Here is a 21,222-nt window from a genome sequence, read left to right as displayed (position 1 = left end):
ATCATCAGGACTCGATCACGGCCTCGTACGCAGAGCGAGCAACGTTGGGCCGCGTCCAACGCGACGCGCTCCGATGGGACGCGCTGCGATGGCGAACCACTTGATTTGCTTGCGTTCAGGCGGGAATCAGCTCGACCGGCAAGCTCTCGAAGCTTCGGACGACATTGTTCAGGTGGCGCCGCGGAGTTCCGACCTCGAACCGGCGTACCTTTCGCGCAAGCGCTGTCATGATCGCGTGCGCTTCCAAGCGCGCAAGGCCTTGACCCGCGCAGTTATGGATTCCGAAGCCAAAAGCGAGATGTTCGCTTGGCCGGCGTGCGACATCGAACTCATCCGGTCGATCCCAATAACGGCCGTCGCGGTTTGCCGACGCATAGAGAATAAGGACCTTATCACCTTGACGAAGCTGACAGCCATCGATGGTGATCTCGCGCGCGACGGTTCGCCTGAATGCCAGCACCGGCGACTCGAAGCGAAGGACTTCATTGAATGCATGCGGGATGCTGGCAGGGTTGGCACGGACGCTGTCCCAGGTTTCCGGGTGCCGGCCGAACAACCAGACGAAATTGCCGATGGACGCAATCGTGGTATCGAGGCCGGCTGCCAGGAACGCACTCATCAGACGACCGGCCTGTTCAGGTCTGATCTCGCCACGCTCGGCGGCCTCATAGATCTCCCGTCCCATGCTGCCGGGCCTGAGGATCTCGGGGTTCTTGTCGAGCCTGCCAATGTATTCCCAAAGTGCTCCGAATTTGTCCCAGGCGCACAAGGTCCGCTCGTTTTCCGGCCCGAATGTATTGAACACGGCGTCGGCCCAGTTCAACAGATCGTCGCGCTCATTCTCGGGCAAGCCGATGAGGTCTGCGACGATCATCAGCGGGAATCCGGCCGCGAGTTCTGTGATCGCATCGATGTGCCGCCGCGCCACGAGCTTGTCGATCAGCACGTCCGCGGCCTCTTGCACCTGCGCTTCCATCGCCCTCAGGCCACGAAGCGACATGCGCGCGGAAATGACCCGGCGCAGAGGCGTATGGTCTGGAGGATCGGACGCGATGACCGTGCCTTGGAGCGCTTCCACCGCAGGCGGATAGAGTCCAACGCCTTCACCCGAGATAAAGGTCCCGTGGTCTTCGAGTGCGCGCTTTACCTCGGCAAAGCGTGGCAGCATCCAGGCACGATGACGCAGCGACCATACCGCCCCTCCCAAATCGCGCAACTGCCCATATGTCTCGTAGGGATCGAGCAGCACCGCATCGTCGAAGATGTCCAGATCGGTCGCTGGTCCAGAAAGCATGACCTCTTCGTCGCGTACCTTTTTCTTGTTATCCACGTAGGCCCTCCCACTTTTATAGGTGTTGTGCCCGGACGGACAGATCCGCTTCACGCCGAATCACCGTTGCCAAGCACATTCACAAGTACCTTTTGGACGTCAATGGCGGCAAATTGTCGCGCACCCAGGTATAGCTCAGCAGGTGTTCCAGCGGTTCGCCTGCCGCTTCCTTCTCCAGCATGCCACGCAAGTCGAACGGCATCAGCGTATCGAAGTCCGGATTTTCCGCCAGCGTCTCATGATAGAACGTGATGATGTCTGCCTGCGTAGGCGCACAATCGACGATAAGCTCGCAACGGTTCTTGTCCGGATCCTGATAGCTAATCGAAATGATCGGTCCTTGATGAACCGCATTGGGAAAAATGCCGAGTTCCTTCTCCACGTGGCGGACCGTCTCCAAAGCCTCGCCCAATGAACGATAGCGCCAAGAACTGTGCTCGATGCGCACGGTATCGGGGGGGCGCGTCTGCAGTTGCGGACGTTCGATCAATCCAACCCGATGATTTTCCTCGTCGAAACTCAAGGCCGTGAACCGCACCCGGCCCTGGATCTCGTAGACTATGCGCATATTAAGTACGGTTTGGTAGAACTTCAACGACTCGGCGTAGTTCTTACCACAAACGATAGAAACATGAATTATTCCCTCAGGAGTTGGATAAGAGCTGTCTCGTGCGTATCGCTCCTCGCTCGCCAACCCCGGCTGCCCGACCCGCGTATTCATCAGTTACCTCCCTTGCTCAGGTTTTCAGTGTCTTGGTCCGTACCATTCCGGATAAAATGTTCCGCGTCGATCCGATCGGCACTTCGACGGTATCGCCACGCGCCGGAAAGCGGAAATCGAAAGCTGTTATGAAGCACATAAGCCAACCTGATTCCCAATACATGGGAAATCGCTCGGGCATGGGAAATTTTGCTCGCTGGCGCAGAAGCGGCTGCGGACGAGGCGTGTGATGTAGCATAACTGCCGCGCTCGCAGCAAGTCAGCGTTTGCCGGATGGTGTGGCATCTCATTTTGTCAACACCGCCCATTCTGATCAGGCCGAGGCATCAGGTCGACGGATGTCTATCATCGGCCCAAACGATTTCTCCGAAGCGACCGACAAACGGTAAAAATGCCGCGTCAGCAAGTTATCGATTCCAGATTTAGTGCAATGCAGCATATTTATTGCGATGCAACATATTTAGTGCAGTGCAACATAGGAGCCGCGCCTGCAATCGCTATCGCGCCGATTTGTCGAGGTCGGAAGATTTGTCTGTTCCTCAACTCGCGCATGTGTGAATCTCCTCGCCACATCCACGCGACACGCGCTGGTTTCTCAACCGACATTTCTGGGCGTGAAGAAATCGCGTGCGGTCGAGGCCGGTCTGTCTCAGCGGCTGGGATGAGTCGCCGGCCTGCCGGATCCGGACTCGGCCGCCAAAAACACCTGAGTCACGATTGAAAGAGAGGTAATAATGATCTACCAAGCGGCGCTTCCGAGGATTTTGCGCATCGGTGCCGGCGCGTCGGCCGAGTTGGCGTCACTGCTGACGATGCTCGGTCTCTCGCGTCCCTTTATCGTCACCGACCGCTACCTCACCGATACCGGTCGTCTCGACGCGGTGCTTGATGGCCTGAACCAGGCCGGGCTCAGCGCCCGGGCCTTTTCCGACACGGTTCCCGAGCCAACGGCGGCGTCGATCGAAGCCGCGCTCGCCGCACTGACGCAAGCCGATCACGACTGCGTCGTGGGATTCGGCGGCGGGAGCCCGATCGACAGCGCAAAGGCCATCGCGATCCTTGCGGTACATGGAGGCCAGTGCCGCGACTACAAGGCGCCGCACCTGCAAGATGCACCGGGCCTGCCAATCATCGCCATCCCGACGACGGCCGGCACCGGCTCGGAAGCCACCCGCTTCACCATTGTCACCGACGAGACCAACGACGAGAAAATGTTGTGCGCGGGCCTCGCCTATCTGCCGGTGGCGGCGCTGGTCGACTACGAGCTGACCCTCACCATGCCACCGCGCCTCACCGCCGATACCGGCATCGATGCATTGACCCATGCGATCGAGGCCTATGTGTCGCGGCGGGCGAATCCGTTCTCGGACGGATTCGCGCTGTCGGCGATGCGCGCCATCGCACCGAATTTGCGCCGGGTCTGGTCCGACCCGCAGGATCGCGAGGCGCGTGCGGCGATGATGCTCGGCTCGACACTGGCCGGCATCGCCTTCTCCAATTCCAGCGTGGCCCTGGTCCATGGCATGAGTCGACCGATCGGCGCGCATTTCCATGTTGCGCACGGCCTCTCCAACGCGATGCTGCTTCCGGCCGTCACCGCCTGGTCGGCGCCGGCCGCGCTGATCCGCTATGCGCAGTGCGCACGCGCGATGGGCGTGGCGAGCGTCGATGAGCAGGACCAGAGTGCAGTCGCCAGGCTGCTCGACGAACTGTCCAGGCTCAATCTCGAGCTTGAGGTCCCATCGCCAGCAGCCTACGGTATCGACCATGAGCGTTGGACCGCGCTGCTGCCGATCATGGCGGAGCAGGCGCTTGCTTCCGGCTCTCCCGGCAACAACCCGATCATCCCCTCCGCTGACGAGATCCAGGCGATCTACCGTCAGGTCTGGACAGCCTAAGGAGTTATCGTGCACGACATAGATCACGTAATTGCTGGTCGCTTCACGCCGGGAAGCGGCACGACGCGGCTCACCGTCTACAATCCGGCAACCGGCGAGCCGACCGGCGCCGTCGCGAGCGCTGACGCCGACACCGTGCGGCAGGCCATCGCCGCCGCCGCCGCGGCGTTCCCCGGCTGGGCGGCGACGCCCCCGCATGTCCGGGCGCGGGTGCTGTTCCGCTTCCGCGATCTTGTCGAGCGCGAGGGCGATCGCCTATCCGCCCTGATCACTTCCGAACATGGCAAAATCCTGTCGGACGCGAAGGGCGAACTGACCCGCGGCCTGGAAGTCGTGGAGTTCGCCTGCGGCATTCCGCAACTGCTGAAGGGCGACTACAGCGAACAGGTCGGACGCAATGTCGGCGCCGTCTCCTTCCGCCAGCCGCTGGGCGTCGTCGCCGGCATCACACCGTTCAACTTCCCCGCAATGGTGCCGATGTGGATGTTCCCGGTGGCCCTCGCCTGCGGCAACAGCTTCATCCTCAAGCCTTCGGAACGCGATCCGAGCCTGGCTGGCGAACTGGCGTTGCTGCTGCAGCAGGCAGGTCTGCCCGACGGCGTGTTCAACGTCGTCCATGGCGACAAGACCGCAGTGGACGTCCTGCTCGATGACCCACGAGTCGAGGCTATCAGCTTCGTCGGCTCGACGCCGATCGCGGAATATGTCTACGAGCGCGGCACCAAGTCGGGCAAGCGCGTGCAGGCGCTGGGCGGCGCGAAGAACCATATGATCGTCATGCCGGACGCCGATCTTGATCAGGTCGCCGACGCCCTGATGGGCGCGGCCTACGGATCCGCCGGGGAGCGTTGCATGGCGATCTCCGTCGCCGTGCCGGTGGGCGAGGCGACGGCAGAAGGTTTGATCGAGCGCCTCGCGCCCAGAGTTCGCGCTCTGCAAATCGGTCCGGGTACCGACCCCTCGGTGGAAATGGGACCGTTGGTCACGGCGGCGCATCGCGACAAGGTAGCGGCCTATATCGAAGCCGGTGTCGCAGAAGGCGCTGCGCTGATCGTGGACGGCCGCGACCTCTCGCTCCACGGCCACGAGAAGGGCTTCTTCATCGGCGGCACGCTGTTCGACCATGTCCGCCCGAACATGCGCATCCACCGCGAGGAGATCTTCGGCCCCGTGCTGTCGGTGATTCGCGCCGAGGGATTTGAAGAGGCGCTCGCGCTCGTCAACGACCACGAGTTCGGCAACGGAACGGCGATCTTCACGCGCGACGGGGATGCCGCGCAGACCTTCCTCAGCCGCGTGCGTGCCGGCATGGTCGGGGTGAACGTCCCCATCCCCGTGCCGATGGCCTTCCACTCGTTTGGCGGCTGGAAGCGGTCCCTCTTCGGCGATCACCATATCCATGGTCCCGAAGGGGTGCGGTTCTACACGCGCCTCAAGACCGCTACGCTGCGCTGGCCCACCGGGATCCGCGCCGGCGCCGACTTCGTCATGCCGACGCTCGCATGAGGGGGTTGGCATGACCGCACCGGTGTTGATCACCGTCGAGGGGCACGTCGGTCGACTCCGTCTCAACCGGCCGAAGGCGCTGCATGCGCTCGATCTTCCGATGTGCGCCGCGATGCTGGAGGCCCTGCTGGCCTGGGCCACCGATACCGCCATTGATCTGGTGGTGATCGATCACGCCGAAGGACGCGGCTTCTGCGCCGGGGGCGACGTCCGCAAGCTCGCCCAGAGCGGTGCGGCAGACGGCAAGGCGGCGGCCGCATTCTTCCACACCGAATATCGCCTCAACCACCTGCTGTTCACCTATCCGAAGCCGACCGTCGCATTCATGGACGGCGTCACGATGGGCGGAGGCGTCGGGATCTCACAGCCCTGCCGCTATCGCGTCGCGACCGAGGCGACCCGTTTTGCCATGCCTGAGAGCGGCATCGGCCTATTTCCAGATGTCGGCGGCGGCTGGTATCTGTCACGCCTGCCCGGCCGTCTCGGCGCGTGGCTGGCGCTGACCGGTGCCCGGCTCGATGGCGGCGATTGCCGCGCCCTCGGCTTGGCCGACCACTATCTGGATTCCGCCACGCTCGAGGACGTGAAACGCGAGCTGATCGCCCGGCCGCTCGAGCTGGAAGCCATACTCGCGACCCACGAAGCGCAGGCGCCGCCCTCGCGGACAACCGCCCTGCGGCCACTGATCGATCGTCTGTTCGTCTCCGAAAAGCTCGAAGCGATTTACGCGATGCTCGAGCAGGACAGCAGCGATTGGGCACGCGAGCAGCGTACCATCCTCGCAGCCAAGTCGAACGTCACCTGCAAGGTCTCGCTACGCCTGATCTCCGAAGGCGCGGCGATGACGAGTTTCGCCGACGAGATGCGCAGCGAATACCGCATCGCTTCGCGGATCTGCCGGCAGCACGACTTCATCGAAGGCGTGCGCGCATTGTTGGTCGACAAGGACAATGCGCCCCACTGGGACCCGGCGACGCCGGAGGGCGTACCGGACGCGACGGTCGATGCGCTGTTCGCACCCCTGCCCTCTTCCGAGGAATGGACGCCCGTGGAACTCGGCCGATGATCCAGCAGCCACCACGGCTCGACCGGGAGGGGAAGCGGCGGGACCCAAGTGCCGCGCCTCCGACGGTCGGCCCGTCATAAAACGCCGGCAAAACGGTCACAAGCGCCGCCCCCATTTAGAGCAGCAGGCGGGCCGCGATCCTGACCTTGCCGCATTTACCGTACATGCGTACGGTTAAACTGCGGCGCCAGGCGTAAGCCTGCGCCTTCGTTGCCACCATGCATACACGCCGGAAGAGCGGGTTGGGAGAGACGCATGAGACATGGAGCTGTTGCACACGATAAGCGCGTCCGCGCGTCCGCGCTGCCGACGCAGTCGCTGCCGATGGGCCTCTCCATCCGACCCATTCGCAATCGGCATCGCTCGCCCGCGGACGTCCTTCCGTTGGTCCTTGTCTCACCAGTCCGTCCACAGGAGTTGACGCATGTATGAACCTTTCCCTGGAAATTATGTCTGGAATCTCTCGGTCAACCTCGCCCTGTCCATGGGCGCGCAGATCGGCGAGGTCGACGAGGCCAACAAGCCGGTGCGCGAAGCCGCGCTCCAAGGCGCCGATGCCGGGACGGCGGCATTCCTGGAATCCTGGGGCGGCCTTGCCGATCGGCTGGTCAGCCAGGCCAAAGCGGACGAAACGCTTGGTCGGCATCTGAGCGCCAGCGACAAATACGCACGCGCCTGCGCCTATTACATGACGGCCGAGCGCATGCAGCGCCACGGCGCACCGGGCCGCGACGAAGCCTACGCCAAGATGCTGGACGCCATGACGCGATCGGCGCATCTCGGCCGGCGCAATGTCGAGCGGGTCGAAATCGCCTATGAAGGGACGAGCTACCCTGGCTTGTTCGTACGCGCTGCGGGCCTTGATGGCCGCGCCGCGCCCTGCATGATCCACACCAACGGCCTCGATAGCGTCAAAGAGATGCTTTACTTGACGGGTATCGCCCGGCAGTTCGAACACCGTGGCATCTCGACCCTGATGATCGATCATCCCGGCGTGGGAGAAGCGCTGCGCCTTCGCGGACTGCACGGCATCCACGACAGCGAACGCTGGGCGAGCGCCGCCGTCGACTATCTCCAAGGCAGGGACGACGTCGATCCAGATGCCATCGGCATCATCGGCTGGTCGCTCGGCGGCTACTACGCGCCACGCGCGGCGGCCTTCGAAAAACGCCTGAAGCTCTGCGTGTCCTGGGGCGCCAATCATTTCTGGGGCGAGCTACAGAAGCGGCGGCTTCAGAACGAGGGCGAGAACCCGGTTCCCCACTATTGGGAGCACGTCACATGGGTCTTTGGGAAACCCGACATCGACAGCTTCATGGCCTGGGCGCCGAGCATGACCCTCGACGGCGTGGTCGAGCACATCACCGTCCCCTACCTCGTCACCCACGGCGTCAACGATCGCCAGATCCCGCTCGAGGCGGCCCACCTCAGCTACGCGCAGGCGATCAACAGCCCGAAGCGCGAGTTGCGGATCTTCACCGCCGAGGACGGCGGCATCGAACATGTGAGCGCCGACAACCAGGCGCCGGCGCAGGAATTCATCACCGATTGGGTGGCCGAAACCTTCGCTGAGCTTCGCGCGCATGCGTGATGGACCGCCGACGATGCGACCCTGCAACGATCTGCGCCAGGCTGCCAGCCATAAGTGGCATCGCTGGCCGGCGTCGCTACTCGCTTATTTGATCGCAGGAGGGTGCGTCAATAGGCTGAAAGAAAAAAAGTCAAAACAACTGGGAGAAAACGATGTCTAGAGTTCGAGTTTTGGTTGTTGGCGGCGGCATTGCAGGAATGTCGGCCGCTATAAGTGCATGCCAGTCCGGATGTGAAGTCGATCTTGTCGAGAAATATTCCACGGACGCGACCCTGGGCATCGGCATCGCCCTGCCGGGCAACGCCTTGCGCGCGCTGGACCAGCTCGGCGTGCTGGATGCCTGCATCGCTGCAGGCGCGGCCTTCGATGGCTGGCTGTTCACCGATGCTCAAGGCGACAATCGACGTCATATTCCTGGCGTCAAGACGGCCGGGCCGGATCGCCCGGCGATGATCGGCATCACCCGCCCGGATTATATCGGCATCCTGTCGAAAGCTGCGAGCAACTGCGGCGCCCGTCTGCGCTACGGCACCACGGTCGCAAGCCTGTCTCAGAACGCGGCCGGCGTGGAGGTGGCTTTCTCCGATGGGACGGACCGCCGCTACGACGTCGTCATCGCCGCCGACGGCATTCGTTCGCAGGTGCGCGAGCTGCTGTTCGGCAAGCAAGGCCGTTCGGTCCAAAGCGGACAGGCCGTCTGGCGGGTCTACATGCCGCGGCTTCCCGAGGTGAACGACCTCTGGCTTTGCGACGGCGGCGAAGGCGGCAAGGCCGGGTTTTGTCCGCTTCGTCAGGACCTGATGTATCTTTACCTGACCGACACATCGACGACGAAGCCGCCTGAAGACGATCTGCCGCAAATCCTGTTCGAAAAGCTCAACGTGTTCGGTGGCCTGATTGGCCATTGCCGGGATCGCTATGTGCGCGATGGCCGGCCGGTGATCTGGAACAGCTTCGAACTCGTCGATCTTCCCGCGCCCTGGTACCAGGATCGTGTCATCATCATTGGCGACGGCGCGCATGCGACCACGGCGCATCTTGGTCAAGGCGGCGCCATGGCACTCGAAGATGGCGTCGTGATCGGGCAGGAACTCGGCCGCGCCGCCACCATCGGCGCGGCGTTCGATGGATTCATGGCGCGGCGCTACGGCCGCATCAACAATATCCAGACGTGGTCGCACCAGATCTGCCGCTGGGAGATGGAGCGCACCCCCGGCGCGGATTATGTCGGCTTGACCGCCAAGGCGTTCGAGCTGGTTCAAGAACCGATCTGACGGCGGAAGGCGAACCATGCATCTCCAAGGTCTCGACCTCAATCTTCTGGTCTCGCTCGATGCGCTGCTGAGCGAGCGCAATGTCACGCGCGCCTCGGAGCGCCTGCATGTGTCACAGCCCGCCATGAGCGCGGCTCTGCACAAGTTGCGCTATCATTTTACCGATCCCCTGCTGGAAAAGGTGGGCCGTCAGCTCGAGCTGACCGCGCGTGGACGCTCTCTCGCCGGTCCGGTCAAGGAACTGCTCCTGCAGATCAGGGGTCTGCTCGACACCGACGCGACCTTCGACCCGCAAACTGCCGATCGATCGTTCAGGATCATCATGTCCGGTTTCTGCGCCGAAGTGTTCGGCGTGCCCTTCATGCAGGAATTTGCCCGCATCGCTCCGCATTGCAGCTGCCAGCTGGATGAGCTGACATCGGACCTGCTGTCGCGCCTGCACGAGGGCCAGGCGGATCTCTGCGTAACCGTGCCGCAGAGGGCCGTTTTCGATCAGGCCTATGCGACCGGCGAGATCTGCGAGCAAATCCTGTTTCGGGATCGATTCGTTCTGGTGGGCGCGATCGACAATCCGGTGCTGGCCCGGCCGGTGGACTACGCGACGTTCTGCAAGCAACCCTATGTCGATGTCCGCTTCGGCGGAAAGGTCATCAGCACCGTCGAGCAGGAGCTGCGCCGGCAGGCCGAGCGACCCCACAGTCCGGCGCTCGCGCCATCCTTCTTACACGCCATGTCAATGGTAAGCGGCACCGAACTCGTGACGATCGTTCCATTCCGCCTGCATGCGACGCACGGCGAGCGCCTGATGCTCAAGGCAGTCCCTGTACCGTTGCAGGTCCCCGAGCTTGATGAAATCGCACTGTGGCATCCCCGGTCCGAGCTCGACCCGGGGCACCGCTGGCTTCGTGAATTGATGTTCCGCGTGGCCGCGCAAATGCCACCCCTCGCGACGCCGAGCACCGCCGCCCGGCCCAGGCCCACCCCGTCGCGCAAGCCATCGGGGGGGGCTCGACCTGATCTGCGCCGCGAGTTGGTGAACGACATCGCCGCGGCCACGGCGCAAAAAGGAACGCCCCTATGAGCAAAGTCATTATCAGCTGCGCCGTGACCGGCGCGATCCACACGCCGTCGATGTCGCAGCATCTACCGGTCACTCCCGAGGAGATCGCCGAGGCGGCGATCGGCGCGGCGCAAGCCGGCGCGGCGATCGTGCATCTTCACGCACGCGACCCGGGCAACGGTCGGCCGAGCCAGGACCCGGACCTCTTCCGTCGTTTCCTGCCCACGATCGCCGCCCGCAGCGACGTCGTCATCAACATCACCACCGGGGGTTCCCCGGTGCAGACGCTCGAAGAAAGGCTGCAACCGGCCAAAACCTTCGCGCCCGAACTGGCCTCGCTCAACATGGGCTCGATGAACTTCGGCCTTTACGAGATGCTCAATCGGTTCAAGTCCTTCGAGCATGACTGGGAGGAGCCATATCTGCGCAACTCGGACGACCTCGTCTTTCGCAACAGCTTTCGCGACATCGAATACGTCCTGCGCTCCTGCGCCGACGCCGGCACCCGCTTCGAACTCGAATGCTACGACACCAGCCATCTCTACAGCGTGGCGCATTTCCTCGAGCGCGGCCTGCTGCGACCGCCGCTCTTCGTCCAGTCGGTATTCGGCCTGCGCGGGGGCGCCGGACCGCACTATGAAGATGTCGTAATGATGCGCCGCACGGCCGATCGGCTTTTCGGCAGCGACTATCACTGGTCCGTGCTGGGCGCCGGCCGCAACCAGATGCCGATCGCCACTATGTCGGCAGCGATGGGCGGCAATGTCCGGGTCGGCATGGAAGATTCACTCTGGGACGGACCCGGACGGCTCGCGCGCTCGAATGCCGATCAGGTGCGCCGCATCCGCACCGTCATCGAGGCGCTGTCGCTGGAAATCGCGACGCCGCAGGAAGCCCGTGAACTGCTGGGGCTGAAGGGCTCGGCCAATACGAGGATTTACGCATGACTCTGATCCGCACTGCCCCCCGGCCCAATCCCCTCAAGGGCTGGCAAGTCGATCCCGCTGCAATCGCCTATACCGGCGAGGGCTTGCAGCGCCCGGAGTGCATTCTCGCCATGCCGGATGGCACGCTGTTCTCGGCAGATGCGCGCGGCGGGGTGATGCGGATCGCGCAAGATGGGTCGCAGTCCCTGATCGCGCAGCAGGCCGACGCTCATTTCGACCTGTCGAGCGATGCCGCGGCGAGCCTGCTCACCGGAACGCTGCCCAATGGACTGGCGCTCGCGGCGAACGGCAGCTTCCTCATCGCCAATTTCGGAACCGACCGGCTCGAGAAAATGTCCCCCGACGGCGCCACAGAAGTGCTGCTCGCCGAACTCGATGGCACGCCACTCGGCAAGGTCAACTTCGTCCTGCGTGACAGCCGCAACCGACTCTGGATCACCATCTCGACGCGGCTCAACCCGTGGAGCGAGGCGATCCGAACCGGCCTGACGGACGGATACATCGTGCTGGTCGATGAGCGGGGTGCGCGTGTCGTCGCCGACGGCTTCGCCTTCACCAACGAAGTGCGGCTCGACGCCCGGGAGGAATGGCTTTACGTCGCCGAAACCACCGGCAAGCGGATCTCGCGGCTGCGCGTGCTTCCCGATGGATCGCTGATCGACCGGGAAATATTCGGGCCCTCCGATCTCGGCCGCGGTCTGATCGATGGCATCACCTTCGACAGCTATGGCAATCTCTGGGGCACCATGTTCTTGGCCGATCGGCTGATCGCGTTGACGCCCGAGGGCGACCTGCTGGAGCTGATGGATGATGGCAACGCGCAGGCCACGGATCGCTTCGAGGCGGAGTTCGCCACCGGGCGCAGCGTCTCCTTCGACATCCTGGCACAGTGTGGAGGCAAGATCGCGCCGTGGCTCGCGAGCGTCACCTTCGGCGGTCCCGATCTGAAAACAGCCTATCTCGGCAGCCTGAAGGGAAGCCGGATTGCGCTTTTCCAGTCGCCAGTCGCGGGGTTGCCCATGATCCATTGGCAACCGTAGCCGGATTATGTAGCCGGATCATAACGTCCGCGCCTTGACCGAGGCGCGGCACCACCTTGCGCCGATGGGACGGATCATCGGCGCCGGACAACGAAACTCACCCGGACTGTCGCCAGGCGTCGCGGAGATCATCGGAGATAACCATGGGGCTGAAGCTCAACATCATCCTAGGCTCGACTCGCCCGGGTCGCGCGGGTCCGGTCGTGGCGAAGTGGCTCGAACGGGCGGCTATCGAGCATGGGCGCTTCGATGTCGACCTGGTCGACCTGGCTGAGTTCGCCCTCCCGCTTCTCGATGAGGCCGCGCATCCGTCGTTGCGCCAGTATGTGAACGAGCCCACGAAAAAGTGGAGCGCCAGCGTCAACACCGCCGACGCTTTTGTGTTCGTCACGCCGGAATATGACAACTTCCCACCGGCGTCGCTCGTGAACGCCGTTCAGGTGCTGCTCCGCGAATGGAGCTACAAGCCTGCCGGTGTCATGAGCTATGGCGGCGTCTCCGGAGGCCTGCGCGCAGCACAGGTGCTCCGGCAGCTCCTGGGCAATGTAAACGTTCATGCCTTGCCCCAGGTCGTGCCGGCGCCGTTCTTTTCGAAGTTCATCGGAGATGACCAGGTCTTCACTCCGAATGATGAGATGCGCAGCGGCGCCACCTTGATGCTTGACGAACTCCACAAATGGGCCGCGGCACTCAAGTCGTTACGGTCCGACTGAACGATGCGCTTTCGGGTTCACAGCCGGCGGCGGCGAGAACGTCAAAGTTATGAATCGAGAACGTGTCAATTGAAATTCCAAGCTGAACCGTGGGGACCGTAGATGCGCAACGAAATTGGAGTATGTTTCCTAGCAGCGTTGTTGGCCTTTGGTTCGGAGCAGTCGCGGGCCAATGAATTCGAACTGCCGATGGTCACCAAGTCGACGGCAAATCCCTATTACAACGCGATTGTATCGGGCGCCGAAATTGCAGCCAGGGAAACCGGCGGAACGGTGCGGGATTACGGCCCGCCTCAAGCGGACGCGCAGGCGCAGATTGCGATCTTCAATCGCCTCGTGGATCGCGGCACGGCTGTTATCGCCGTGGCGCCGCGCGATCCTGCTGCTGCCGCATCCGCCATTCGCCGCGCGACCCTGGCTGGGACTAAAGTTATTACGTTCGACACGGATTCCGCCCCGGATGCCCGGCTCTTCCTCGTCAACGTCGCGACCGCCGATGCGCTTGGCAGATTCGGTGCCAAGCGCCTGGCGGAGGAACTCGGCAACAGGGGAAAGATCGCGATCGTCTCATCAACCCCAACCTCGGCAACCCAGACCGCGTGGGTTGCCGCGTTTCGCGACGAGCTGAAGAAGTCTGACCACAGCGGCATCGAAATCGTTGACGAGGTCTATGGCGAGGACGTCGATCAGAAGGCATTCGATGCAGCGGTGGCGCTGACCAACAAATATCCGGACCTCGACGGCATCTATGCGCCGACCTGCCCTGGCCTGCCGGCAGTCGCGCGCGGCCTTGAATCGGTCGGCAAAGGCAAGGGAGCCATCAAGCTCGTGGGAACCTGCGTTCCGGGCATCACCGCCCCATACATGCTCAGTGGCACTGTCCAGGCCGTGTATCTCTGGGATCCGATCAAGCTCGGCTATGTCACTTACTATGCCGCCAAATATCTTTCTGAAGGAAAAATCAAGGGCGAAACCGGCGACAGCTTCGAGATTACCCAGGGCAAATGGCCAGGCCGGTACGAAATTGGTGGCAACAGCGAGATCGTCAGCGGCAGTCCGCTTGAATTCACCAAGGAGAATTATAGGGAACACAACTATTAGGGCCTGTGAACGCTATCGGGCTATAGGCCACGCCGTGCTTCGGCGCGTACGCGGCAAGGAAGCGCGAGGGAGCTTATGTCGATAAGCGACCGCGCGATGACGCCGTCGCGTGTACGCCCAAGCGCGCCCGTCGAGTTGCCGGCGCCCAGGCGACCGCGCGCGGTTGGACAGTCGCCCAGCCTGCCACGGCGCTACGCACGACCACCTGAGCGCCGGACACGGCAACGTGGCCTAGCCCAATAGCGTTCACAGGCCCTAGGCATTCCGAATCCTCGGGGCATGGGCGAAGCGCGCGCGCCCCGAACTAAGCCCGCACTGGCATCACCGCCCGAACCCGCGCACCGCTCTTATTCCGCAACCACAACCCACGGCACGGGCCGTCAATTATGCCGATCATCCCAAAATCCATCAGCCACAATGATGGCTGATATAATTATTTGTGATTTTATTGATCGTCAAGGCAGCGGTACCCTGCCGGTGATGCGTATGCGTCAAGTAACCAAAAATTCGAGAAATCCCCCGGCTCGCTCGCGTCGCGGCTACTCGGTACCGTATAGCGGCATTCTAACGAATACGTGTGCTCATGCTTTGGCCATGCGCGGATGTTCGAGAGAAGCGTCGCCTTTATCACCATCAAATTTGGAAGCATGGCATGAGAGCGGTCGAGATGGCGCACACAGGCAAGCCCGACGTGCTGCGCGTGGTAGAGCGTGACATCCCGACGATCAAACCGGGCCACCTCCTCGTCAAAGTCGGCGCTTGCGGCGTGAACTATGCCGACGTGGTGCGCCGCAGCGGCAAGCCCTATCCCGTACCGACACCTTGCCCATTTATCCTTGGAGCGGAAATCGCTGGCGTGGTCATGGCGGTGGGCGACGGCGTCGACCGTTGGGCAGAGGGCGATACCTTGGTCGCTCTCATGGACCATGGCGGTTATGCCGAATATGCTCTGGTGTCGGCCGATGCGGCCATGCCCGTGCCGTCAGACCTGCTTCCGGAAATCGCCGCCGCACTCCTCCTTCAGGGCATGACCGCGCTCGTCATGCTCGATCACGTGGGACGACTTTCTAGTGGACAGTCAGTGTTCATTGACGGTGCGGCTGGAGGATTGGGCGGCATCGCCAGCCAGATCGCCCGTATCTTCGGCGCTGCTGATATTGTCGGCGGCGTCAGCACCCCCGGCAAATTCGCCGAGGCGCGAGAACGGGGTTTTACCGATGTGGTCGACTATACCGCGCCTCAATGGGTCGATGCCGCGCGCGACACCGTGGGCGGTCGGGGTTTCGATCTCGTGCTTCACATGCGAGGCGGGTCCGCGTTTGTAGATTCGATGAAGCTGCTGGCGCCAGGTGGGCGGCTCATCCTCTACGGTCAGGCTTCCGGCGAACCGATGCCGATCGATGCTACGATCGTGCTGGGCCTTGTCCCAGGCGTCGCACCCAATACCGGAATCCTTGGATGCTATCTTCCCGGCTACATGCAGGACGCCGCCTTCTGCGAAGCGCAGATCAAGAGGTTGATCGAGTGGGTGACGTCCGGGGCCGTCTCGATCAAGATTAGCCAGACCCTTCCATTGGAGCAGGCTGCGGAAGCCCACCGACTGATCGAGTCCCGTACCTCGACCGGGAAGATCATCCTCAAGCCCTGATATATCGCCTCGCGTAAGGACTCACTTGACGCGGATGGGTCTTCATCAGTATGCCGATGTGATTGAGGTATTCCTGGCTGACGGTTGACAGGCCTGCACCCTTGGGAAGGAATTGGCGAAGCAGGCCGCGGGTATTTTCGTTGCTGCCGCGCTGCCATGGCGCGTGCGGATCGGCGAATCACAGGTCACTATTCAGCCGCTCCATCAGCTCTGCACAAGCGCGTCATTTCGGTCCCACGGCCGTATGTCACACTGGTCCGCATCGAAGCGGGGAGCTTCTTCATTTGACGGGGCGGATTCAGACTTCGCGCCGCGCGCGGAAGAGGTGGCGGATCGACCAGGCGATCTCCGAAGTCGCGAGCACAGTCGTCGCGACCCGATAAAACAGCGGCTAGAAGAGATGGTGGTTACGGCGATTGATGAGCATTCTCGGGACGCCGGCACGGTGTCGAAGACCGCGAGCGCGCAGGCGGCGGGCTCAATGCCCGATGGTTACAGGCGAAGAGCGCGCCAGCTCCCGGCGCACTGCGCTTGCGGTCGCTGAAAAGCCATTATGAAGAAGGTGGTGCGGGTGGCCGGGGTCGAACCGGCACTCCTCTCGGAACTGGATTTTGAATCCAGCGCGTCTACCAATTCCACCACACCCGCACATTTGCCGCCGATTCCAGCCGTCGCTTTCTGCAGCTACACCGCACCTAGCGCGATTTACGAACTCTGGCGGCTTAAACTCCTAATCTCTGCAGCCTACTGAACTTGCTTCTCTTTCGGCGCGTCGCAAAAAACTTGTGGCATGGTAGACAAGCATCTTTCTTGATGTCCGCTGCGTCTACCGATTCCGCCACTTCGGCGCGGCCGCGAAGTATAGCCGACTGCAAGGCCATGCGATAGGGGTAAACCCTTCATCTTCGCCGGGATCGCGATCCAACCAGGGCTGTCGTGGCTGCCGCTATACTTTCCGTTCCCAAACCTTAACGAGCAAGCGATGTCGGCATTGCGGGGGCTGCGTATCCTGGTGGTCGAAAACGACGAAATGAACGCCACGCTGCTGGAGCTGCAGCTTGCCCAAGCCGGCGCCGAGGTGATCGGCCCTGCCGAATCGGTGCGGCAGGCGCTTGCACTGATCGAGCAGGAACGGCCGGACCGGGCGGTGCTCGATTTCCGCCTTGCCGCCGGCGAGACCAGCGAGCCGGTCGCGCGCACCCTCACCGAGCATGCGATCCCGTATGTACTGGCCACCGGTGTCGCCGCCGAGTCGCTCCCCCCCGGCTTCGCTGCCGGCGTGGTGTTGACCAAGCCCTATCTGTCGGAACAGCTGATCAAGGCGCTGGGCGATGCTCACGCCAAGATGACCGTTCGACCTTGACAATCCCGAGTCGGGAGCCTGTCCCGCAGGGATCGATTCGAGGGACATCGCCATCAACGCTCACGACTGCTCGCCCCCTCCTGTCTGGCTGCCCGCCAACAGCGCCACGGGAGAGCTGCTGCGCGCCACCGACTGGTCCGGCCACGCGCTGGGGCCGATCCAGGAATGGCCGCAGAGTCTGCGCTCGGCGCTGTCGCTGTGCCTGAGTTCGCGCTTCCCGATGGTGATCCGCTGGGGCCCGCGGATGATCAATTTCTACAACGACGCCTACATCCCGATATTGGGGATGCGCCACCCCTTCGCGTTCGGGCGTGCGGTGGCCGAGGTGTGGCCCGAGGTGTGGCCGGCGGTCGGCGCGCAGGCCGAGCAGGTGCTGGCGACCGGCGAGTCGACCTGGAACGAGCACGTGCCGTTCGTGATGATGCGCAACGGCTACAGCGAAGAGGTGTATTTCACGTTTTCCTACAGCCCGATCTTCGACGACCACGGTGGCATCGGCGGCGTGCTGTGCGTGTGCACCGAAGACACGGCGCAGATCAAGCTTGAACGCGAGCGCGACGTGCTGCTGCGGGCGCTGGACGCGCAGCGCACGCAGATGGCCGACGCCTTCGAGCAGTCGCCGGCGGCGCTGGCGATCCTGCGCGGACCGGACTATGTGGTCGAAAGCGTCAATCGGCGCTACCAGCAACTGGTCGGGCCGCGCGAGGTGGTCGGCAAGCCGTTGGCCGAGGCGATCCCGGAGATCCAGCAGCAGGGCTTCATCCGCCTGCTCGACAACGTGCGCACCAGCGGCCTGCCCTTCACCGGCGACTCGATGACCTTCAACCTGCGCCGCAGGCCGCACGAGGCGGTCTCCGAGACCACGCTGGAATGCGTGTACCAGCCGATGCGCGATACCGAAGGCAAGGTCACCGGCGTGCTGGTGCACGGCATCGACCGCACCGAACAGACCCGCGCGCAGGCCCACGACAGCTTTCTGCTGATGCTCGAGGACGCGCTGCAGAATCTGGACAGCGCCGAGGCCATCTGCGAGACCGGCGCCGCCCTGCTCGGCCGGCACCTGCATGCGAACCGCTGCGCGTATGCGATCGTCGATGCCGACGAGGACGCGTTCGAGATACGCGCCGATTACGTCGACCGCACCGTGCACGTGACCGGCCGCTTCCGCTTCAGCGATTTCGGCAGCGACCTGCTGCAGTGCATGCGCGAAAACCGGCCGTGGGTGGTGCAGGACACCGAGGCGCACGCGCCGCCGATGCGCTTCGACGACCCCGGCTACCGGCGCATGGGCGCGCGCGCGGTGCTGAGCGCGCCGCTGCACAAGGCCGGCCGCCTGGTCGCCGCGGTCGGCGTGCACCAGTTGCAGCCGCGGGTGTGGACCTCGGCGGAAATCGAACTGGTGCGGCTGGTGGCGGCGCGCTGCTGGGAATCGATGGAGCGCGCCAGCGCGCAATCGGACCTGGCGCGCAGCGAGGCGCGCCTGCGCGAGCTGGCCGATGCGATGCCGCAGATCGTGTTCACCGCCACCCCCGACGGCGAGGTCGATTACTTCAACCGGCGCTGGTACGAGTACACCGGCCTGCCGGTCGGCGAATCCTGCTACGACAACTGGCGCAAGGTGCATACCGAAGACGGCCTGGCGCGGGCCATGCAGGCCTGGCCGCACGCCGTGCGCAGCGGCCAGCCCTACGAGATCGAGTATCCGTTGCGGCGCCACGATGGCAGCTATCGCTGGCATCTGGGCCGCGCGCGTCCGATCCGCGATGGCGACGGCCGCATCGTGCGCTGGATCGGCACCAACACCGACATCCACGATCGCCGTGTGGTCGAACAGCGGCTGCAGGAAAGCGAACTGCGCTTCCGCAACCTGTGCGACAACGCGCCGGTGCTGATCTGGATGGCCAACGCCGACGGCGATTGCGAATACGTCAGCCGCCAGTGGTACCTGTTCACCGGACAGACCGAACTGGAGGCGATGGGGTCGGGCTGGATGAAGAACATCCACCCCGACGACGCCGCCGCGGTCGACCGCACGCTGGCCCGCGCCGCCGTCGATCGGCGCGCGTTCACCATCGAATACCGGCTGCGCCGCCACGACGGCGAGCACCGCTGGTGCGTGGACACCGCCTCGCCGCGCTTCAGCGCGTCGGGCCAGTTCCTCGGCTTCATCGGCTCGCTGCTGGATATCGCCGAGCGCAAGCGCATCGAGAACGCCACCGCCGCCGAACGCGCGGCGCTGGAGATGATCACCACCGGCAAGCCGTTGAGCGCGGTGCTCGAATCGATCGCGCGCGGCATCGAGGCGCAGAGCGACGTGGGCCTGCGCTGCACCATCATGCTGGTCGACGAACACCGCCAGTGCCTGCTGGAAGGCGCCGCGCCGAGCATGCCCGCCATGTTCCGCAAGATCGCGCAGCGCCTGCCGATCGGCGAACGCAGCTGCTGCTGCGGCCGCGCCGCGTTCCTGCGCCGGCAGGTGCTGTGCAGCGACGTGCGGGTGGACCCCAACTGGCAGGAGTACCTGGTTGCAGCCACCGAAGCGGACATCGTGGCCTGCTGCTCCACGCCGATCCTGGCCAGCGACGGCCAGGTGCTGGGCGTGGTCGCGCTGTACTACCCGTTCGTGCACTACCCGACCGTGCACGAGCAGGAGCTGGCGCGCTCGGCCTCGCACCTGGCCGGCATCATCATCGAACGCCGCGAAACCGACCAGCGCCTGCAGCAGTTGCTCGCCGCCGAGCAGAGCGCGCGCGGCGAGGCCGAGCGCGCCAGCCGCATGAAGGACGAATTCCTGGCCACGCTGAGCCACGAACTGCGCACACCGCTCAACGCGATCCTGGGCTGGTCGCGGCTGATGCAGGGCGATGCGGTGCGCGAGAAGGACCTGGTCAAGGGCCTGGAGGTGATCGAGCGCAGCGCCCATGCGCAGGCGCAGATCATCGACGACCTGCTGGACATGAGCGCGATCCTGTCCGGCAAGGTGCGCCTGAACGTCGCCAAGCTGGATCTGTGCGCGCTGGCCGGCGAGGCGATCGATGCGGCGCGGCCCGGCGCCGAGAGCAGAGGCATCGACATCGTGCTGGTCCCTTGCGGCGACAGCCCCGCCCTGCCCTATCTCGGCGATGCGGTGCGCCTGCAGCAGGTGCTGACCAACCTGATCGGCAATGCGATCAAGTTCACTCCCAGCGCAGGCAAGGTCACGGTGACCCTCGACAGCAGCAGCACCCATCTGCGGATCAGCGTCAGCGACAGCGGCGTCGGCATCGATCCGGCGTTCCTGCCGCACGTGTTCGACCGGTTCCGCCAGGCCGACGCCAGCAGCACGCGCAGCGCCGGCGGACTCGGTCTGGGCCTGGCGATCGCCAAGCAACTGGCGGAAATGCATCACGGCCAGCTGTCGGTCAGCAGCGACGGCATCGGCCTGGGCGCCACCTTCATCCTGCTGCTGCCGCGCAACGATCTGCAGGGCATCGATCCGGCGCGGCGCAGCGATGGCGCGGCGATCGCCGCCGCCGCGCTGCAGCGCGGCGGGATCCGCCTGAACGGCGTGCGCGTGCTGGTCGTCGACGACGACATGGACTCGCGCGGGGTCACCCAGCGTTTCCTGCAGGAAGCCGGCGCGGTGGCCGAGGCGGCGGTCTCCGCCGACGATGCCGAATCCCTGCTGCGCGAGCGTCCCTACGACCTGCTGGTCAGCGACGTGGGCATGCCGCGCCGCGACGGGCACAGCCTGATCCGCAGCGTGCGCGCGCGCGGCACCGGCGCGGTCAGCCGCATCCCGGCGATCGCGCTGACCGCGTACGTGCGCGGCGAGGATCGCTCGCTGGCGCTGGAGGCCGGCTTCAACGCGCACCTGGGCAAGCCGGTGGACCCGACCAAGCTGATCGCATTGGCCGCCTCGCTGACCCAGCCGCAGATCGCCGCCGAACCGGACCCGAACGCCGCCGCCGAACCGGCCTGAGCC

Annotated in this window: 15 protein-coding genes, 1 tRNA gene and 1 pseudogene; 13 read left to right on the top strand and 4 right to left on the bottom strand. The window is 64.0% G+C overall.

Annotation, left to right across the window (positions count from 1 at the left end):
* Positions 1-115 precede the first annotated feature (115 nt).
* Both FZ025_RS17555 and FZ025_RS17550 read right to left on the bottom strand, forming a co-directional pair.
* On the bottom strand, positions 116-1,330 hold the full coding sequence (locus FZ025_RS17555; RefSeq protein ID WP_146093506.1) for a cytochrome P450: 1,215 nt from the start codon (positions 1,328-1,330) through the stop codon (positions 116-118).
* A 79-nt stretch (positions 1,331-1,409) separates the two neighbouring features.
* A complete protein-coding gene (locus tag FZ025_RS17550) occupies positions 1,410-2,051 on the bottom strand; it encodes a VOC family protein (protein ID WP_146093505.1) in 642 nt (213 codons plus the stop codon).
* 734 nt (positions 2,052-2,785) lie between these two features.
* On the opposite strand from FZ025_RS17550, the gene FZ025_RS17545 reads away from it, so the two are divergent.
* The 11 genes from FZ025_RS17545 to FZ025_RS17495 all read left to right on the top strand — a co-directional run bounded on the left by FZ025_RS17545 (position 2,786) and on the right by FZ025_RS17495 (position 15,895).
* Positions 2,786-3,949 carry an iron-containing alcohol dehydrogenase gene (locus tag FZ025_RS17545; protein ID WP_046977991.1) on the top strand — a complete coding sequence of 388 codons (1,164 nt, stop codon included), beginning with the start codon at positions 2,786-2,788 and terminating at the stop codon, positions 3,947-3,949.
* 9 nt (positions 3,950-3,958) lie between these two features.
* A complete protein-coding gene (locus FZ025_RS17540; RefSeq protein ID WP_146093504.1) occupies positions 3,959-5,455 on the top strand; it encodes a CoA-acylating methylmalonate-semialdehyde dehydrogenase in 1,497 nt (498 codons plus the stop codon).
* A gap of 10 nt (positions 5,456-5,465) precedes the next feature.
* The gene (locus FZ025_RS17535) at positions 5,466-6,521 is read left to right on the top strand and encodes an enoyl-CoA hydratase/isomerase family protein (RefSeq protein WP_046977992.1); all 1,056 of its coding nucleotides are present in this window, start codon (positions 5,466-5,468) and stop codon (positions 6,519-6,521) included.
* A 424-nt stretch (positions 6,522-6,945) separates the two neighbouring features.
* On the top strand, positions 6,946-8,112 hold the full coding sequence (locus tag FZ025_RS17530) for an alpha/beta hydrolase family protein (protein WP_046977993.1): 1,167 nt from the start codon (positions 6,946-6,948) through the stop codon (positions 8,110-8,112).
* A 152-nt stretch (positions 8,113-8,264) separates the two neighbouring features.
* Positions 8,265-9,386: an FAD-dependent monooxygenase gene (locus FZ025_RS17525; protein ID WP_046977994.1), complete on the top strand. Its 1,122-nt coding sequence runs from the start codon at positions 8,265-8,267 to the stop codon at positions 9,384-9,386.
* 16 nt (positions 9,387-9,402) lie between these two features.
* Positions 9,403-10,467 (top strand): LysR family transcriptional regulator, encoded by a 1,065-nt coding sequence (locus FZ025_RS17520; protein ID WP_053057151.1) that lies wholly within the window; start codon positions 9,403-9,405, stop codon positions 10,465-10,467.
* Positions 10,464-11,393, top strand: coding sequence for a 3,5-dioxohexanoate:acetyl-CoA acetone transferase (kce, locus tag FZ025_RS17515; RefSeq protein ID WP_046977995.1), 930 nt, complete (start codon positions 10,464-10,466; stop codon positions 11,391-11,393). The genes FZ025_RS17520 and kce overlap by 4 nt, the downstream gene beginning before the upstream one ends.
* Positions 11,390-12,433 (top strand): SMP-30/gluconolactonase/LRE family protein, encoded by a 1,044-nt coding sequence (locus tag FZ025_RS17510; RefSeq protein WP_046977996.1) that lies wholly within the window; start codon positions 11,390-11,392, stop codon positions 12,431-12,433. The genes kce and FZ025_RS17510 overlap by 4 nt, the downstream gene beginning before the upstream one ends.
* A 143-nt stretch (positions 12,434-12,576) precedes the next feature.
* Complete coding sequence (locus FZ025_RS17505; protein WP_046977997.1) at positions 12,577-13,146, top strand: NADPH-dependent FMN reductase; 570 nt, start codon at positions 12,577-12,579, stop codon at positions 13,144-13,146.
* A gap of 102 nt (positions 13,147-13,248) precedes the next feature.
* Positions 13,249-14,247 (top strand): substrate-binding domain-containing protein, encoded by a 999-nt coding sequence (locus FZ025_RS17500; RefSeq protein ID WP_104558010.1) that lies wholly within the window; start codon positions 13,249-13,251, stop codon positions 14,245-14,247.
* A gap of 652 nt (positions 14,248-14,899) precedes the next feature.
* Positions 14,900-15,895 (top strand): quinone oxidoreductase family protein, encoded by a 996-nt coding sequence (locus FZ025_RS17495; RefSeq protein WP_046977998.1) that lies wholly within the window; start codon positions 14,900-14,902, stop codon positions 15,893-15,895.
* On the opposite strand, the pseudogene FZ025_RS22950 reads toward FZ025_RS17495, so the two are convergent.
* Positions 15,885-16,073, bottom strand: a pseudogene (locus FZ025_RS22950) (IS30 family transposase); the annotation flags it as partial. The gene FZ025_RS17495 and the pseudogene FZ025_RS22950 sit on opposite strands and share 11 nt — an antisense overlap.
* 385 nt (positions 16,074-16,458) lie before the next feature.
* Positions 16,459-16,543: transfer RNA gene (locus tag FZ025_RS17490), tRNA-Leu, on the bottom strand.
* 334 nt (positions 16,544-16,877) lie between these two features.
* On the opposite strand from FZ025_RS17490, the gene FZ025_RS17485 reads away from it, so the two are divergent.
* Complete coding sequence (locus FZ025_RS17485; RefSeq protein WP_046977999.1) at positions 16,878-17,258, top strand: response regulator; 381 nt, start codon at positions 16,878-16,880, stop codon at positions 17,256-17,258.
* 244 nt (positions 17,259-17,502) lie between these two features.
* Entirely contained in the window at positions 17,503-21,219 is a 3,717-nt protein-coding gene (locus FZ025_RS17480; protein ID WP_244292396.1) for a PAS domain-containing protein, read from the top strand.
* Positions 21,220-21,222: the final 3 nt, after the last annotated feature.

This window comes from Xanthomonas hyacinthi (assembly GCF_009769165.1).
Lineage (GTDB): Bacteria > Pseudomonadota > Gammaproteobacteria > Xanthomonadales > Xanthomonadaceae > Xanthomonas_A > Xanthomonas_A hyacinthi.
The sequence above is the reverse complement of the archived record's forward strand: the minus strand, read 5'-3'. Positions and strand labels throughout refer to the sequence as shown.

What these genes read in the sequence shown, in the direction of transcription:
- FZ025_RS17525 (WP_046977994.1), top strand. Translation starts at nt 8,265, where the DNA reads ATGTCTAGAGTTCGAGTTTTGGTTGTTGGCGGCGGCATTGCAGGAATG.
- FZ025_RS17550 (WP_146093505.1), bottom strand. Translation starts at nt 2,051, where the DNA reads ATGAATACGCGGGTCGGGCAGCCGGGGTTGGCGAGCGAGGAGCGATAC.
- FZ025_RS17545 (WP_046977991.1), top strand. Translation starts at nt 2,786, where the DNA reads ATGATCTACCAAGCGGCGCTTCCGAGGATTTTGCGCATCGGTGCCGGC.
- FZ025_RS17535 (WP_046977992.1), top strand. Translation starts at nt 5,466, where the DNA reads ATGACCGCACCGGTGTTGATCACCGTCGAGGGGCACGTCGGTCGACTC.
- FZ025_RS17520 (WP_053057151.1), top strand. Translation starts at nt 9,403, where the DNA reads ATGCATCTCCAAGGTCTCGACCTCAATCTTCTGGTCTCGCTCGATGCG.
- FZ025_RS17510 (WP_046977996.1), top strand. Translation starts at nt 11,390, where the DNA reads ATGACTCTGATCCGCACTGCCCCCCGGCCCAATCCCCTCAAGGGCTGG.
- FZ025_RS17500 (WP_104558010.1), top strand. Translation starts at nt 13,249, where the DNA reads ATGCGCAACGAAATTGGAGTATGTTTCCTAGCAGCGTTGTTGGCCTTT.
- FZ025_RS17530 (WP_046977993.1), top strand. Translation starts at nt 6,946, where the DNA reads ATGTATGAACCTTTCCCTGGAAATTATGTCTGGAATCTCTCGGTCAAC.
- FZ025_RS17485 (WP_046977999.1), top strand. Translation starts at nt 16,878, where the DNA reads ATGTCGGCATTGCGGGGGCTGCGTATCCTGGTGGTCGAAAACGACGAA.
- FZ025_RS17505 (WP_046977997.1), top strand. Translation starts at nt 12,577, where the DNA reads ATGGGGCTGAAGCTCAACATCATCCTAGGCTCGACTCGCCCGGGTCGC.
- kce (WP_046977995.1), top strand. Translation starts at nt 10,464, where the DNA reads ATGAGCAAAGTCATTATCAGCTGCGCCGTGACCGGCGCGATCCACACG.
- FZ025_RS17480 (WP_244292396.1), top strand. Translation starts at nt 17,503, where the DNA reads ATGATCAATTTCTACAACGACGCCTACATCCCGATATTGGGGATGCGC.
- FZ025_RS17495 (WP_046977998.1), top strand. Translation starts at nt 14,900, where the DNA reads ATGAGAGCGGTCGAGATGGCGCACACAGGCAAGCCCGACGTGCTGCGC.